The 17,298-nt window shown below is 45.3% G+C and carries 11 protein-coding genes; 5 read left to right on the top strand and 6 right to left on the bottom strand.

Going from position 1 to position 17,298, the window contains the following annotated elements:
* Window positions 1-83: 83 nt before the first annotated feature.
* Entirely contained in the window at window positions 84-1,253 is a 1,170-nt protein-coding gene (locus tag O3Q51_00570) for a DUF5706 domain-containing protein (protein MCZ4407282.1), read from the bottom strand.
* Window positions 1,254-1,402: 149 nt separating this feature from the next.
* Here O3Q51_00570 and O3Q51_00565 point away from each other — a divergent pair, with 149 nt between their 5' ends.
* Complete coding sequence (locus tag O3Q51_00565; GenBank protein ID MCZ4407281.1) at window positions 1,403-3,799, top strand: GAF domain-containing protein; 2,397 nt, start codon at window positions 1,403-1,405, stop codon at window positions 3,797-3,799.
* On the opposite strand, the gene O3Q51_00560 is transcribed toward O3Q51_00565, so the two are convergent.
* Window positions 3,800-5,041 carry a T9SS type A sorting domain-containing protein gene (locus tag O3Q51_00560; protein MCZ4407280.1) on the bottom strand — a complete coding sequence of 414 codons (1,242 nt, stop codon included), beginning with the start codon at window positions 5,039-5,041 and terminating at the stop codon, window positions 3,800-3,802.
* A gap of 298 nt (window positions 5,042-5,339) precedes the next feature.
* Window positions 5,340-5,837 (bottom strand): cupin domain-containing protein, encoded by a 498-nt coding sequence (locus O3Q51_00555; protein ID MCZ4407279.1) that lies wholly within the window; start codon window positions 5,835-5,837, stop codon window positions 5,340-5,342.
* Between the two features lie 146 nt (window positions 5,838-5,983).
* Between O3Q51_00555 and O3Q51_00550 the strand changes: the two genes are divergently transcribed.
* A complete protein-coding gene (locus O3Q51_00550; protein ID MCZ4407278.1) occupies window positions 5,984-6,592 on the top strand; it encodes a hypothetical protein in 609 nt (202 codons plus the stop codon).
* An 8-nt stretch (window positions 6,593-6,600) separates the two neighbouring features.
* Window positions 6,601-8,193, top strand: coding sequence for a hypothetical protein (locus tag O3Q51_00545; protein ID MCZ4407277.1), 1,593 nt, complete (start codon window positions 6,601-6,603; stop codon window positions 8,191-8,193).
* 70 nt (window positions 8,194-8,263) lie between these two features.
* Here the strand turns inward: O3Q51_00545 and O3Q51_00540 are convergent, their stop codons facing one another.
* Both O3Q51_00540 and O3Q51_00535 read right to left on the bottom strand, forming a co-directional pair.
* Complete coding sequence (locus tag O3Q51_00540; protein MCZ4407276.1) at window positions 8,264-9,760, bottom strand: trypsin-like peptidase domain-containing protein; 1,497 nt, start codon at window positions 9,758-9,760, stop codon at window positions 8,264-8,266.
* A 1-nt stretch (window position 9,761) separates the two neighbouring features.
* The gene (locus tag O3Q51_00535; protein ID MCZ4407275.1) at window positions 9,762-10,526 is read right to left on the bottom strand and encodes a hypothetical protein; all 765 of its coding nucleotides are present in this window, start codon (window positions 10,524-10,526) and stop codon (window positions 9,762-9,764) included.
* A 637-nt stretch (window positions 10,527-11,163) separates the two neighbouring features.
* Between O3Q51_00535 and O3Q51_00530 the strand changes: the two genes are divergently transcribed.
* Together O3Q51_00530 and O3Q51_00525 are read left to right on the top strand one after the other, a co-directional pair.
* Window positions 11,164-11,925 carry a LuxR C-terminal-related transcriptional regulator gene (locus O3Q51_00530; GenBank protein ID MCZ4407274.1) on the top strand — a complete coding sequence of 254 codons (762 nt, stop codon included), beginning with the start codon at window positions 11,164-11,166 and terminating at the stop codon, window positions 11,923-11,925.
* A 20-nt stretch (window positions 11,926-11,945) separates the two neighbouring features.
* Complete coding sequence (locus tag O3Q51_00525; GenBank protein MCZ4407273.1) at window positions 11,946-12,710, top strand: helix-turn-helix transcriptional regulator; 765 nt, start codon at window positions 11,946-11,948, stop codon at window positions 12,708-12,710.
* A gap of 468 nt (window positions 12,711-13,178) precedes the next feature.
* Here the strand turns inward: O3Q51_00525 and O3Q51_00520 are convergent, their stop codons facing one another.
* On the bottom strand, window positions 13,179-17,027 hold the full coding sequence (locus O3Q51_00520) for a T9SS type A sorting domain-containing protein (protein ID MCZ4407272.1): 3,849 nt from the start codon (window positions 17,025-17,027) through the stop codon (window positions 13,179-13,181).
* Window positions 17,028-17,298: the final 271 nt, after the last annotated feature.

Raw genomic sequence — 17,298 nt, 5'->3', positions numbered from 1 at the left:
TCAACTCCTTGGTTTTTAAAACTACGTGCGCCTTGATATCGGACTTTCTAATTCAGACTATTGACTTGGTATACAGAAGCTACCTACGCCGGTGGTTGAAACATAAAATACAACGAAAGCATGTAAGCCAATACCGATAGCACAATTCCCACCACAAAAACGGTATAGCAAAGTCTCAGGTAGCGGTACTTCTTGTTCAGTACTTTACCCAAGTAGTACAAGTCTTTCATTAAAGTCTCGTAGAGGTAATCATCATCTTCCATCAAGTCTTTCATTCCATCAATGTACACGTCGAGGTCGAGTCCCTGAAAGTTTCCGAAGAAGAGCAAATTGGTCTTTCGGCTTTTGACCATTTCAGGAGTGGCTCCGTTGCGCGTTACCTTGGGGATAGTAGAAATGGTAGCAAAAATGACTGCCACAATACAGACTGTCAGCAACAATACGGAAGGCCAGAGCAAGTAAGCGTTGTTATCTAGTTTTGGCAAAAGGGAACTCAACACCACCGATATAATAATGGCGTTGATACTGAGCATAATATTGGCCTTATTGTCGGCAATTTGGCTCAGAGCCGTGTGATTTTTCAGGGTAACCCGAAACATGGTTTCCACTCCCCTGCCCTTACTTTGGGTCTTCTTGGCGTCTTTCTTTTTTGGTCCCTTTTTCTTTTTCACCTGTGCCTTCAATGTATCCAGATAAGCTTGCTTCTTTCCGCCGTATTTCTTTTTAGCCGAGTCGGTATAGTAGCCATACTTCTCTAAAAACTCAATGTTCATTTTGGCCCAATCAGATTTCTTGATCGGTATACCTTGAAGTATCTCCTTCTCCTCTCGAAGCAAGTCGGATCGTTCGGCGGCCACATCCATTCCCAGATGGGCCAAATCGGCATCGCGAATGATCTCCTCCAATTTGTCAGTAGGTTCAAAATCCATTTCGGTCGCTAAAATCAGGCGGCAGATGAGTTGATGCTCTTCTTCGCTGACTTCGTACTCTTTGAGAAATTCCTCCACAATTTCGGAGCTGAGCACTTCGTGTCCCTCTACCTTCTTGAGATAGCCCAGGTCATGAAACCATGCGGCCACTTGCATCGTGTTGATTGTATTCGAATCAACCCCTTCTTTCTCGGCCAAATCTTTTACTTCGGCAACTACCATACAGGTATGTTGCAAATCGTGGTATTTGACGTAAGCAGGGAGGTCTGCACTTAGTCTTTCCGTGGCGTGAGCTTCTGCCGCCTTAACGATACTTTGATCCATTTAGAGAATTATAACAGCCTAAATATAGAACTAATGCAAAGGAGGCGATAACTTCGCGAAAGATTCCCGACAGGGGAAATCGTACATTTGGTTAACATTGATTTCAGAAGAAGGTGAGAATCCTGATTCTCGACTACACCCGCCAGGCAATGAACAAGCACGAACTATTTCAAAAAGAATTTCCTTTCAAGAGTGAATTGAACTTTGAGAAAATCTTTGACTTTTGGGAAGATCAAGCAAATTCATCCGCTCCAACTGTCGCACAAAATGCGAAAGCAATTTTGGAAGCAGTCAAAAGCGAGCCCGAACTCATGGAGCCCATTGATGATCACGCAATCATTGTAAAGCATATGGATAAGGTAGAGTTGCTGATGTCGGATATTTTCAGCAAGGCTACTTGGGAAAGAGAGATGAAGGGAGTGGTGGCAGCCTTCGATGTAGACTGTTTTTACGAAACACCGCAATTCAATCGCGTTGTCAATGTTTTTAGAAATCAGAAGTCATTCATTCCGGAAGAGCAATATGCAGAGAACATGTACTTCCAAATCATCGGGGCGTATGTTGCCATCTTGGAAAATTACTACGACTTCCCTGTAGAGCGGCGCCCATACAGAGTAATCAGTTTCATCGATCCCGACACGGGATTGGAACGTTTTTTCCACGGTCAGATGAACATGGAGTTCGTCGACCTTATCTTGGAGGGTGACCTTCCCGAGCTTTGCGAAGATGAACTCGTAGAACTCATCAACAACTACATGAATATTCCACTTTGGATAAAGAAACTACCGCCTTCACTCTTCAAGTTCTCTGGTGTAAGCATTGTAGACCTTACCGAAGTCACCGAGCAACAATTGCTCTCGAGACTTAAAGCGGACTTGCTCAAGCCGGGAGCGCTCAATTCTATGGAAAGCATAGAATCCATAGAACAATGCTTCAAAAGTTTGATGGGCCGCAAGGAGCTTAAAATCGGAATTGCCTTCTACCAAAGACTGCGAGATGCCATAATTTTTATGGGAGCGAAGATGGAGGAGGACAATGACGATGCCTACAATGAATTTAAGTGTGGGATGAACGATGTCGACTCCAAAGAAATGATGGCACCCCTTTTTGAAAGTAAAGAACCCATTGTTCTGACCAATGTCAACAAAGCCAATATCGACGAGAAAATACGGGCCGGCTTGCTGGATTTCGGGTTGCAAAGTGTCATCGTGGTACCGCTCGTTCTTGACGATGAGGTAGTCGGTCTGTTCCAAATGGTTTCAGAAGAAGAGAACGCTTTCAGCTCGTTGGATTTACTTCGATTTAATGAGCTCATTCCACTACTAGCCATGTCTGTGGAACGTGTGCGCGATACTGAAGAAAACAATGTTGTGGGTATTATCAAAGATAAGTTCACGTCTCTACACTCGGCCGTAGAATGGAAGTTTCAAGAGGTGGCTTTAAATTATTTGGATGCCAAATCCAGTGGAGAAGATAAACCACTGGAGGAAGTCGTATTCAATAATGTGCATCCGCTCTATGGGTCCTCCGATGTGCGAAATTCTTCCATTATCAGAAACAGTTGCATCCAAATCGACTTGGCCACACAGCTCGATATGATCTTGGATGTATTCAAAGAAATCATCAAGAAACATCCATACCCCATTTACAAAGGACTTGAGTTTGAGGTTCAAAATTACCGCACTCAAATTAGCGATCACTTGCTTTCGGATGAAGAGGTCGTGATCGTTGAATTCATTCGAACCGAAATCGAACCGTTGTTTCAGCATTTACGCAAGGACAATTCCGATTTGCATACATGCATTGACGACTACTTTGACGCACTGGATGATGATCACGGTATCATCTATCGAAAGAGAAAAGACTTTGAGGATTCCATAGAACTCATCAATGGAATGTCTTATGCCTTAATCGAAAAAGAAGAGGAGAAAACGCAACAGATGTTTCCCTACTACTTCGAAAATTACAAAACCGACGGGGTGGAGTACAATATCTACATCGGTCAGTCGATTGCGAAGCGCAAAGTGTACAACCCGATTTACCTGCAAAACCTGCGCTTGTGGCAGCTGATGCTGATGTGCAAGGTGACCCGCGAAACGCACAAGATTCTTCCCAAGCTACCCATCGCATTGGAAACGGCGCAGCTTATTTTGGTGCAAAGCGCTCCACTTTCTATTCGCTTCCGAACGGATGAGAAAAAGTTTGACGTGGACGGCGCCTACAATATTCGCTACGAAATTATGAAGAAGCGAATCGACAAAGCCACTATTTTAGGAACGGGCGAGCGACTCACTCAACCGCATACCGTTTCGGTCATCTTCTCTCAATCCAAGGAAGAAGCCGAGTACATGACTTACATCAAGTACTTGACTCATTTGGATTTCATCGAAGATAAGATCGAGCGCTTCGACTTGGAGCATATGCAGGGTGTGAGCGGACTCAAGGCCATTCGTGTGAGGGTTAACCTCAGTGAAAATAACACCATAGAAAAAGCCTTTGAAAAGGAAATGCAGGAGGTTGTTGGGGTGGTGACGGAGGAGGTTTGACTATTTAGATAGGATTATCTTCTCAGTAATAACTTCTGAGGGTGTCGTAACCTTGAAGACATAAACTCCGGGCGGTAATCCATTTAGATCAACCTGAAACTGATAGTCAAGATCAACTTCAGGAATTCCTAGAAAAATATCTTTAACCACTCTGCCCGTATTGTCAAATAGCCTTAAGCTCGTCATCTCTTGATCAACGAATTGCATCGAAACGGTCATATGTTCCTTCGCAGGATTGGGGAAAGTTGCCATACTTATACCCGGACAATTGATGATTACAAGATTTAAAACATTCGAAGGATCAAAGCAATCGGGAAAATTTGTGGGAGTCACTTGCCCCAAGGGCACATCATCCTCATACGCTACATGAACGATTTTATAAGTTCCCGAAGGAGTGTTATTCGGTAAGTTAAAAATGCCGGTTGTATTGGTGGCCAACAGATTTTGAAGCGATTGATCAAATACGGCCCAAACTAGATTTTGGCCCTGGGCTCCCGTGACACTGAACGAAACTTGATCCTCATCAGAGCAAACGGGGTTCGGTTGATTACGCGTGATGGTACCCCCTGAAACCACACAAGAACTCGATTCTAACACATCAATATAAATGGTGTCTTGTGAAAAACCGCAAGCAGGATCATTTGAGTAGTAAACCACATACCCGTCTACCATTGGATTACCTTCAAAATAGTCGGCGGGATTGAGCGTCCAAGTAGTAGCACCTCCTATTCCTGAAAAAAGCAAAAGGTTATCCCAGCTATCAAAATAAATCCAAGATCCACCCAGTGAGGCCGGCTCACCCAGTAAAGAGTCGAAAGGTGCAAATGGGGGATCCGAAAGGCTGACTTCAATATCATTGGAAGGGAAAAGCTCTGCAGGCCCTGTACTAATACTTAACCACATGGAAATAGTCACGGGGCAACCTTCAGCATTTATGTAGTTGTAGGTGTAAATTCCGGAAGGACTTGTACCATGGCTCACCACACCACCGGGAACAATTGATCCGTTTGGTAAAGTCCATACGCCGTCTGGTGGAAGAAGTACGGAAGGATTGAGCCATAAATCATTCAGCAGAGCAGTACCATCGCACAAGCTATTGGTTGACTGTACACCCAAATCAATTGGGTCGGAACAGGTCCCCAGTTGTTCATTGGGACCGTGAGAATTATAGTGTTCTTCTGGTGCAGAACAGATAGTGCAAAGACAAAAAAGAAGAGAAAAGATCGTAAGAAAAACTTTCATCGGCTTGGTTTAAAATCGGCTAACTTCAAATATAATGGTCTAAATGCCCATCTCCTAATCTGGTATTTAAGATAATCGAGATACTACTTGCACTATACATTCTCTCGAGTCAATCGCATAATCTCCTTGTGATGCCGAGGAAAAAGCTTGATTAACTCTTGCCGTGAGGGCAATTCAAAATCGGCGAAATCAAATCCGGGTGCTAGGGTGCGTCCCGCGCCCGATCCCTGAAGGGCCCCACCACACCTAATTCCTCTTGAATCACATTTTGCTAAAGGATAACAGCCTATTGCCCCTTCTATTCCCTTGTTAATCGTTCAATCTCAGAGCAGTGCTGAGGAAATAAATCCAGCAATTCTTCTTGAGGGGGCAACTCAAAATCGGCAAAGTCGAAGCCCGGAGCGACTGTGCATCCTGCCAAAGAATACTCACCCAAAGACTCTGACGCAAACCAAGTCCCTCCTTTTACCAAGTGCTGGGGGAGCTCACCCTTTGCCAAGTCCTTTCCCAAAAGCAACTTTTGATACTCCCCTTCCGGTGAAATGGTATGCACCGCGATGGCATCTCCCATGTAATGGTGCCAAAGTTCATCTTGCTTGATGCGGTGAAAGGCTGAGAAATTACCACCAGTCAAGAGGAAGTAAATAGCGGTAGAGATGTTTCGCTCCTCCTCTATTCCAAGAGCATTTGGTGGCAAATGCGAGAGATCACTTCGGTAGGTTTCGCGGTAGTAGCCACCCTCGGGGTGTGGAAGGAGGTGGAGCTGATTTACCAAGTCTTGTATCGATTGAGGCATATGCCGAAGATAAGCGCAGTAGAGTCTTCTTGACAAATTAAGAATAGTAAAGCCTGAAAAATCATACACCGCTCTTGTCAGAATTAGCTTTTCTAGGGTCAATTATTATCTTGCCCCCGATTTAAGCATTACATTCTGATACGGAGATGAGACTTCCAGCACTACTGATAGCTTTTTTAGCCCCATTTCTCGCATTTACTCAAAGTGATGTATCGAAATACTTTGATGACGGGGGAATGAGCAATCTGAAAAACGCCTATAAAATTGACCTCATGCAGTCAGTAGGGGGTGACTTAACGTTCGCTTATGAGCGATTTATATGGGATGTTTTCAGTATAGAGGTGGGCGCAGCCGTTCTTTTGAAAAGCTCTGTGGTTCCTTTTAATGCGCTCCTCGATGGCAGCGACTTCACTGAGAAGAGAGACGGTGGATATAAATTTATCATTACTCCCATGCTTCACCCCTATGAGGACCCCATGAACAGCCTGGTTTATGGAATGCAGTTTTTTGTTCGTCAGGGTCGGGGAATAGAATCGGGGAACCCTGAATTAGGAAAATACGATCGGCGCGACACGTACATTGCCTACTACCAAGGATATCGTTTGGAACTGGCGGATCGATTCAGTGGGGAACTCGCCTTTACGCTCGGTGCATTATTCGCTGAGACTCCTGATCTGAATGTTCCTGTTTCTTCCTTTCTAGATAAGGCCACATTTAATATGACCGTTTCACTAAAATTATCATTTCACTCATAATTAGCTCAATGAAAAAAATAGTCCAATTGCTTCTCTTGTCTGTGTTTCTCTACACGGGAGCCCAATCGCAGACAGCCGACTTCAACCCTACGGATATTGTATCAATAGAGGAAGGTCCTGAATACAAGTCAAAGAACATGCTTAACGATATCGTTGCAGTTAAAGATGGTCACTACTATGCCGTACTGAAGAAACACAATGTAGTCCAGACGCAGTTTGCCAAAAACAAGTACTTCCTTGCCAAGTTTACAATCGATATGTCTCCCGTTACCGAAGCAGAGCTCGATCCTCAATTTGAAGGAAAAGACCTCGATGTCGAACAAATTCTCATGCAGGGAGATCAACTGATTATGTTCAACTCCTTTTTAAATAAAGCGAAGAAAAAAGTATTTCTCTTCTACCAAACGGTAGATAAAGAAACGCTTTTGCCGAATAACGATTTGGTTAAAGTTGCTGAAATTCCGGGTGATAAAAACAAAGACATCAAGAATTTGGGCTTTTCGATCCTTCGATCAGAAGACAAAAGCAAGCTCCTTGTTTATTACGACATGCCTTTTGGCGAAGATGATAACGAACGCTATGGTGTAAATCTTTACGACCAAGACATGAAGCTCCTATGGAAAAAGGAAGTTGAGCTTCCCTATTCAGATGAATTGTTTGTGGTAGAATCTAAAGAATTGGCAGATAACGGAGACGTCTTTGTAATGGGTAGGCTCTGGAAAGACAAAGCTGATCGGGAGAAAAAAGAGGTCAACTACGGCTACAAGATATTGGCTTTGACCAATGATGGGGCTGACCTGAATGATTACGATGTGACGTTGGACGGCCGTTTTGTGAGTAACCTCTACGTTGGATTAAACGACCAAAAGGAACTGATTTTGGGTGGTTTTTATAGAAATCAAGGAACTACGGGTGCCGATGGTAGCTTCTTCGTGAAGGTAAATCGAACGACCAAGGAGATTACGCAGAAGAGTTTCAATGAATTCGACGAGACTTTTATCATGGAGGACATGCGTAAAAAAGAGAAGAAGAAGACCGAGAAGAGAGCAGATAAGGGAAAAGAGATCGGCATCAGCCATTTGAAGATTGATGAATTTATTCGCAAAGAGGATGGCGGTGCAGTGCTGGTAGGAGAGCGTCAATGGATAGAAAGACGGACGAGGACATCCAATGGACGCACAACGACTTATTACGTATATCATCACCACGATATTATCTTGGTGAGTATCGGCCCTGATGGAAACATCGAGTGGAATGCACGCGTTCCTAAGGAGCAGATGACGACCAATAGTAACTACGGTTCCTCCTATCTTTCAGCCATTGTAGAGTCGAGTATTTACTTCATCTTCAATGATCATCCTGACAATATGTTGTATGCCGGTGATGGAAAGCTAAAAAACATGAGTTTCAAAGAAAATTATGTGGCCATGGTAGAAGTAGACAGTGATGGCCGCGTATTTAGAAGAACACTACTCAATGAGGGAAAAGGAAAAAATCTAATTGTAATGCCTTTGTCTTCAGAACAAATTTCAGATAGGGATATCTTGTTATTCTCTCAAAGAGGAAAGCGAAAGCAGTTCATGACGATGCGTTTTAAATAAGTCACATTGCGGTAGAAAATAAGCCTGGAATTCTCGAGCCTCACTTCCTTTTTGGCAAGTGAGGCTTTTTTTATTCCCCTACGCTGATTCGCAGCTTTTTAAGAGCCGTCTCAATTGGCACGGCAAAACCAATACCCTCTACTCCCTCATCCACGATTTTACTCTTCACAATACCCAATATTCTTCCATGACTGTCCAGTAGTGGACCTCCGCTATTGCCCGGGCTTACTGCCATATCTATTTGGATGTACTCCAATTCTTCATCCATCCGACGTCCGCTTACAATTCCCCTGGCTATACTCTGCCCCAGATCGGGACTGGAAGGAGTGCCAATGGTGATGACTTCCATACCAAGAATGGTCGAGGCTTCAGGTGCAGGAGATAAGTATGCGAATTCTTTACCCTTGACCCTCATCAAAACCACATCGCTGGAATCGTCATAAACGATGACATCGGCCCCTAGCGTCAACCCATTGTTAAACTTCACATCCACTTGATTGGCATCCTCAATCACATGGTATGAGGTCAGAATCAATCCCGATGGGTCTATCACTACACCACTTCCATGCCCCATTTCGGTTATTACGGTAACGCAGGCAGGGCTTGTACTCTGAACCATTGAACTAAGGCTGGCAAATGTCTCTTTGGCTTTTGAACCAATCAAAATCTCTTCATGGTTGTCACTTCCTGCAGATATAAACTGATCTGTCTTTGATCTGCTTTCGCCGACGAGTTCATTCAATCTGCTATTCTTCAAAAAATCAGCAGCCGAGTTATTGATTGCGCCGACCAATGAAAAGTCGTAAGTCCTGCGATAGTTCCTGCTATTGAACGTACCTATGTTTTCATACTCCTCCACTATTTTGTTCTCAACTTTGTCAAAGACTTGCCACTTGGCCCTGAGCCGTGTTTTCACACGAACCTCGTACCCTCTGGACAGGTTGCCAAATTGAGATTCCTCCTGCATCACATTGACATCGCTGATTTCAACACCTACAATAAATCGCGGTCGACGTGGCAATGTTTTTATTTGAGCTTGAAACAGTGTTTCTTTCTTGATTTCTGAGCGAGAAGTTGGAAAGCCCGAACGATCAGCCATCTCATAGAAAGCACTGATCGATTTATTAAAATCACTTTTAAAGTAGGCATGCCATTCTATTTCTTCCTCCACCTGGTTCCCTTCGCGAATCTCCCCTATTACTTGGTCTTCTTCCAATCCGACGGTTAGAATTTTTTCGAAAGTAATCGGGGCCACCTCGCTGTCAAAATCAAACTTGGTGACCTCAGGCTTAAGCCTCGCACGGAAAGAATGGTCAAACTTTTTTGGCTTTTCAAACAGGGAATCGCTCCAAGTCGTATAGCCTTCTGCTTTCACGGTGAAAACCACCTTCCCGACATCTTTTGAAGCAGCACGCCAATACACCCTCGAAACACAGGGTGTAGTGCAATCTTCCTCCCCATTCACATAAACGGTAGCAGAGTCAGGCTCAGATGTAAAGGTGTATTTCAACTGTCCGAAAGAAGTGACGGGGAGCAGAAAAATCAAGAGAAAAATAATGCGCTTCATATCAAAAGTAATAGCCGGTCCCGATGTCGAGCACCCATAGGGTAGACGAATTATCAATTAAACTTCTTGGTGTAGCGATATTCACTTCACCATCATCATCCGTACCGTATATAAAGGCCTCGTCTATTTCGTGGTCTTCATAATTCATGATGTCGAATCCACCGCGAATTCTAAAAAACCACCCCGTATCGTAAGTATTCTGATAACCCATTGCGAGTCCTATCGCGGTAAAACTCACGTTCTGACTAAAATCGATATCCACTTCGGGATATTCGGTGCCATCGGGATATTCTATCTTATCGCGCTGCATGGTGAGCTCCTCCTTTACCGACGAAAATCCAAATCGGCCTTCAAAGTAAAAATCAGAATAACCATCGCCAAGATATACCCGCATCAACACCCGAGGTATAGGCCGCTGCCTCACCGTGTACTCTAGCTCATCCATATCGAATTCGCTACCCCAATAGTAGGAAGAATACACGGATTGAGTCGATGTTTCAATTTCTACTTGGTCGTAAACGGCACTTCCGCCTTGCACCAGTGGCAACCCTAGTTCCAACCCAAAACCAATCGGACGCGCCACCCTTCTTACCGCCGATAAATTGAGTGAAAAGGCCCGCGAACTAACACTGTTCGAAAAGTCGCTGCTGTACTTAGTGGCAGAAATTCCAAATGATCCCTCGAAATAGGTGAATTGCCCTTTGGCTTGAATAAGCGCCAGTAGTGGCAGCAACGTCAATAACAGGTGGAGAAAAAATCGCTTCATCTCTTGATTTAAAGGACAAATAAACGAAAATACGCTCGATGAATCCATAGGGATTGTTCTACAGATTACAAGGCCACCTCATCCACTCCATTCCCCTGCATCGGCTATACAACCTACGCTATCGGAAAAAAGCCATGAAAAATGATCTTCGATTGGGCAGCTTATACCAAAAAAGCACCTGTCTTTTGGGGACAAGTGCTTTCGGCGAAGTTGGTTAAGCGCTATTACCACTGAACGAAGTGCAGCGGTTTCGCTCTAACCTGATTCATAGACCTTCGATATGCTTGGATTAATTTTTTTGCCCTCTTCTCTTTATTAAAAGCCGATCGTCTCGAGCATATCAGAGAATATTCCTTAAATATTCTCCCATTTTAACCATGCGCAAGGTTGTGATTCTTGCGCCCGCGGTCAATAGCTATTTTTGGTCAATCTTCATTTGCGATTTCAAGATGAAAGTTGAAATTATCCGAAGGGAGGATTGAAATATTTGATCAGATTTTTTGTCGAGGAATAGAGAAAGTAATATCTTTCTATCCATAGAGGCTTACCAAAATAATATGGGTAAAATTCAATATAGCTTCTAGCGTTAAGCTTGGATACTGAGTAATTATTTACGACTTCTGCTTTCAAAGGCGAGATGGAAAAATTAAAATTCAACTTGAGTAGGAATGAGTGGATGGTTCTACAATCGGACCAATCCATCTATCCGGAAAAAATCAAAGAGCACCAAGCTTGGCTCGAACGGTTTCAAACGGGTGACTTCTTCTACTTGATTGTCCTTTCCGAATCTACCCGTGCTACCGTTTGCAGTGAAGGTGTGACGAAGGTTTTGGGCTACGATGCCCAAGACATCCACTTTGATTTTCTTCTTGATTTGATTCATCCTGACGATGTAGCGGTAATGGAAGAATTTGAAGCTGAGGCCGAGCGATTTTATTTATCCATTCCTGAAGAAGAAAGATGGAACTACAAAACGCAGTACAATCTGAGGTTGAAGTCAAAAACGGGTAAGTTCAAGCAACTCATGTTTCAATCACAGCCGCTCAGATTGACAGATACTCAGCAGGTTGAATACCTCTATGTTTTCACGGATATTAGCTCGATTAAAACGAATTCCGATCAGTATTTATCGCTGATAAATCTTCGCGGAGGTGAGTCAAAGAAGCTTTACCGCCAAAAGAAGAAAATCGAAAAGTTGCCTGATTTCACGATGAGAGAACTGGAAATATTGGAAGCGGCAATGCGGGAGAAGGACTTACCGTTTACGGCTCAAAAATTGCACATCAGCTTAGAAACATTGAATAATCACTTAAAGCGGATCCGCAGAAAAGCAGGGGCAAAATCGACGGTTCACCTATTGGCTATGACCAATGAAAACAAATGGTTGAAAAAAGAATGAAAGAATGAAAGAATGAAAGAATGAAAGAAGATATTTTAAATCAAGCGAGAGAGTTATACAGAAGCGGCTCTAAAAACCGAGAGGCAAAGAAATTTGACGGTGAGGTGGAATTGAGCGAGTTTCTGATGAACACCTTCCACATCGGAGATTACTTTTTCTTGATCTATTCTTTCCCTAATCAGGAAATGGAGTATTGCAGCGCAGGAACCAAAGATGTTCTATCCATTGATCCGAAAGCATTCAGTCTTACTTATATAATTGAAAACATGCACCCGGATGACCTGAAAAACTTTATGCGTTTTGAGGGTACTCTACTTACTTTCCTTCCTACCATACCTCCTGAGAAACTAGTTAAATACAAAGTTTCTTACGATTACCGCATCAAGGATGGTAAAGGCAATTACAAGCGACTTTTGCACCAAGTCATGACTCTTCAAAACGAAGATGACGGTGCTCTGATCCGAACCTTCGCCGTCTTGACGGATATCACCCACCTGAAAACGGATACCCATATGCAGCTGAATCTAATCGGCCTTGATGGTGAGCCTTCTTTCTACAACGTTAAAGAGGACAATTCTTACACTTCGGGAGAATCGCCTCTGAGCGAACGCGAAAGAGAGGTATTAGCTGCCATGGCCGACGGATTAAACTCGGTAGAAATAGCTGAGAAATTGGAGATCTCGAAGCATACGGTCAACATCCACCGCAAGAACATCTTGGAAAAAACGAATGCGAAGAGCTCTTTGGAGGCGCTTAAGGTGGCTTTGACGGGGCATTGGATTTGAGAGTTGGTGGTCGATAGTCAATTTAGTAAGAGAAGCGTTGTCACTTCGAGTGTTTTGCGACGAAGGAGCAAAATGTATCGAGAAGGTGGTGGTGGTAGTCTATGGTAGATAGTCGATAGTCGGTGGTCGTAATTCTTAGGGTGTAGGGTGCAGGGCGTGATTGGGAGGTTAAATACTTCCTCCCTCGTCAATTGACGTTTACACGGAAATTGCCACTCTACTTAGACATGCTCAGCACATCGCCTCCAAAGGGAGACAGAGACCGCCGTCAGATTGAGTGCTTTTCTGAAAATCCACCTCCGCCAGCGGAGTAGAAGTGTACCTGCCTATTGATGGCATGGGTTAATGGGTGATCTGTACTTCATTCAAAAGTTGAATCCAAGAGCGTGCTTAGTCACCAAACAAAAAAAGCTTCAAATCGGGTATTCCGACTTGAAGCTTGCTTATTCATGTGCACTTATGGGCTTTTTACATTTTCACAAATTTGGTGGTGTATGCACCGCTCTTCGAACGGAAGTTTACCACATAAACCCCCTCAACAAAGCCCGACAAATCCAACTCAATGCGTTGAACTCCGGATGGTACAGTCTCCGTGTGAACGACTATTCCCGAAAGATTGGCAATGGTCAACGTTCCTGAATTGTACACGCTGCGTTCCATGGTGAAATTGACCGTAGAAGTAGCAGGCGACGGATAGGCCATCATTTGAGCATCACTTGTCAAGAGTTCGTCGAGCTCGCTGCTCTGCGTTATGACCTGTGTACACGACACGGCATTTCCGCAAAGATCGGTGGCTGTCCATGTTCGGAAGATCACGAGGCAATCGCCAGTTCCTGTGGTCTCGGGGCAATTCAATGTTCCGCTGCTTCCGTTTCCATCCACATAACTTTCATTGATGGCTGTGAGAGTCGTATTCAGTTCCGATCCCGAGTAGGCGCTTTCGCATCCTCCGATAAAAGCATTGGCTTCGGCGATGACCTCAGAAACGGACAAACCAACCATCGGTCCCGAAGAAAGGGTATAATCGCCCAGATTCGCTACCGATTCAGAAAAGTCCTCATCGTTGGCGTCAAATCCCACGCTAAGAGTAGCTGCTACCAATTGACCGGCGAGCACAGTGCGGAAGTCAGTTGGATCAACCAGATCTTCCGTCAATACCGTTACCGGACCGCCGTTGGGAAGAAAAGCCTCCACTGCGGCAGAACTTGTAAGTGTGAGAGTATACTCACATCCTATGACCAATCCTTCCGGAAATGCAGCTTCAAAATTTGCATCTCTATAGGTACCGGGATTATTTCCATTGGCACGCGATCCCCATCCACCTTGAGTCTGGGTGCGTAACTGTCCGCAGTCACCGCCCGATGTTTCATCGGCAGGTAGAATGCTATCGACGTATGTCAAAGCCACATCCGCACAATTGGCAATCACCGTAGCCGTTCCCGTACTTACTGGATCAGTATCGGCATCACAGGCAATGGTCACGTCATCGGGACAGGTTATATCAACAACTCCCCCACCGATGATTTCAATCACCTGCACGCAGCTATGCGTATTTCCACAGACATCAACAGCCGTCCAGGTTCTCAGAATTGATGGTGTACATGAGTCAAAGTTTTCTTCATCCGCATAGGTCACCTCCACCGCCGAGCAGTAGTCCACTGCCGTAGCTTCGCCCAACACCGATGGATCGGTATTGCCACCGCACTCAACGGTGGCCGTCGGCGGACAGGTGATAAAAGGATTCATCTGATCGACCACAATGATCAATTGATCGCAAGAAGAAGTATTTCCACAAACGTCAGTAGCTATCCAGGTACGGGTAAATTGCTTTTCGCAATCGCCGATTAAGTCCGTATCCGTATAGGTCAGTGTTACATCGAGGCACTGATCCGTCACGGTAGCCATCCCCGTATTATAAGGCTCAAAGCTGGCTCCGCAAGAAACCGTAGCCTCAGGTGGGCATACCAATGTGGGTGCCTCTTCACTGATCACCGTGATCACTTGGTAGCAATACGATGCATTTCCACAGGCATCGGAAGCCTCCCATGTTCTAACGAACGAGGCAGGACAACTCCCGTCAAAAGGACCGTCGGCATAGGTCACCGTCACTTCACTGCAGGCATCTTCAGCTGCAGGAGTTCCCGTAAACTCAGGATCGGTGGTCGCTTCCGAACAATTGATGGTTATATCATCCAAGCAATCGATGGAAGGTGCTTCCTGATCGTCGAAAAGAATGAGTTGCACGCAGTTGCTCGCATTTCCACAAGTGTCTACTGCAGTCCATGTCCGTATAATTCTCGGCGGACAAGTATTGGCTTGGTATTCACTGTCGTCAAAAGTAATGGTCACAAAGTTTTCGCTGCAGGCGTCCAGGGCCTCAGCCTGTCCCGTTTCCGCAGGATCAATGTTCCCGTCGCCACAAGTTAAGAGCACATCTTCGGGACAAGTCAATTGTGGTCCCTGCGTATCTTCAATGGTGATGGTGTAGCTGATGCTATTGCTATTGTCACAATTGTCGGTGGCCGTAAATGTTCGCTGTATGGTTTTGCGGCATCCCTCGTCGGCAATGGTTTCCTCCATTTCGACATCCACGGTATCGCCGCTACAGAAGTCTACGGCATAGACTTCGGGAACCTCAGGGATTTCCTCACACTGAAAAAATTGATTGCCGGGCACACCGTAAAGGACGGGGGCACTCAAGTCGGTTTCGGTAATCTGCTGTTCGGCCGTCGATGTGTTTCCACAAGCATCGGTAGCCGTCCATATGCGGGTTATGGTCGTGCTGCACTCCTCCACTACGGGCTCACTGTCCGTGTAGAAAAATTCAAATTCAGAACAGGCGTCGGAGATAAAAGGACCTCCTACAAAAAACGGATCCAAATTGGTACCGCAATCGACAATCACATCCGTCAACCCCGCAATTTGGGGCCCGGTCGTGTCATCCACGTATACATTTTGGTAGCAGTAAGCGCTGTTTCCACAATCGTCGGTGGCTATCCAGGTTCGAATGAACAAGCCACATCCGGAGCTCGGTCCGTTTTGGTAGGTAATGGTTACCTCATCGTCGCAATTGTCCGTAGCCGTGGCATACTGGTCAGGCTCGATAAATGCACTGCAAGTAGCATTTTGATCGGGAGGACAAGTGATTACCGGCACCTCATCGTCAATCACCATAAAGGTTTGTGTACACGATTGCATGTCCGTCCCATTGGTAACGGTATAGGTACGGGTCAGCACCAAAGGGTTGCTCTGGCACCCGTTACCTTGGGTGGTTTCCGATACCTGAATACTCACTTCTCCGCACCCCTCTGAAGTGTAGGGAATATTGGTATCAGCATCGGGAATATCGCTAATGCACGAATAAATGATCTGATCAGCGTCGTCGCACTCGATGGTAAGGGTGCAGCATTCCGGGGCAACCCCTGAGATATTGTCGAGTTGACAATCCACATTGGCCGACGCATCGCAATCGGGGTTCTCGGCAGAAACCACACTAAAGTTGTAATCAGCGCCCAGCGGAAATTCCAACGAAACGTTGATCACATTCTCCGACGGGTTATCGCTTATCTCGGAAAAGCAGAGAAAAGCGGGCTCGATGGAAAGTGCATCATTCGATACCACCTGAAAGGAGCCATTGGCGCCCGTGATATTGACCGTCAGAAAGTACGTATTGTTTTGCGTACACTCAGTAGACATCCCCGAAAGGTCGAGGGCACAGGAAAGTTCTTCCTCGGGACAATCGAGAACACCACTGTTGGACGATCCGTCCACGTAGTTTTCGTTGATAGAGCTGAGGACCGAATTGATCTGGGAAGCGGAAAAATCCGTTTCACATCCACCGAGGATTTGATTTCCGAATTCGAGGATTTCCGAAACGCTGTACCCTTCGAAGGTACCTGAGTTTACAATCAGGTCGCCCAAGAGTATGCTCGAGGTAGAGAAGTCGGCGTCATTAGCATCAAATCCCACGCTGAGGGTAAGTGCGAGCAGTTGTCCCGCGAGAACGTTTCCGTAGTCGGTGGGATTTAAAAGATCAGACTCGAGTGATCTTGCCGTTCCGCCGGAAGGCAAAAAAGCCTCCACATTGGCAGAGGTTTCAAACTCCGCGACATAATCGCAACCAAGGGTGATTCCATCGGGAAATGCATCGTCAAAGTGAGCGTCACGATAAGCCCCGGGATTATTCCCATTGGCCGATGATCCCCAACCACCTTGGGTTTGGGTTCTGAAACCTTCGCAGCCGCTGTTTTGGGCCGAAAGGGAAAAGGTTGTACTTAGGATAAGGGGAGTTAGAATGAACTGTAGATTTCTTACCATAAAATGGGTTTTTAGTTCTAACTCAAAAAGGAAGGCAATAGAGGCGCAACGTTTTGCGCGAAGGAGATTATACGCGGAGAAAACAGTGGGGTTTCGAATGTTTGGAAGTGTTTTTAGTGGAGGTTTGGTAAGTGGCTGGGAGGAATGGAGTTGGGGAGTTGTCGATGGTCGATGGTCGGTAGTCGGTAGTCGGTAGTCGGTAGTCGGTAGAGAAAAGCGAAAAGTGTTTTGGCTTCCCGCGGTCGGCTTCCGGCTATCTGCGAATCACGGT

This window comes from Cryomorphaceae bacterium 1068 (assembly GCA_027214385.1).
GTDB lineage: Bacteria > Bacteroidota > Bacteroidia > Flavobacteriales_D > Cryomorphaceae > JAKVAV01.
This window is presented reverse-complemented; position numbering and strand designations above follow the sequence as displayed.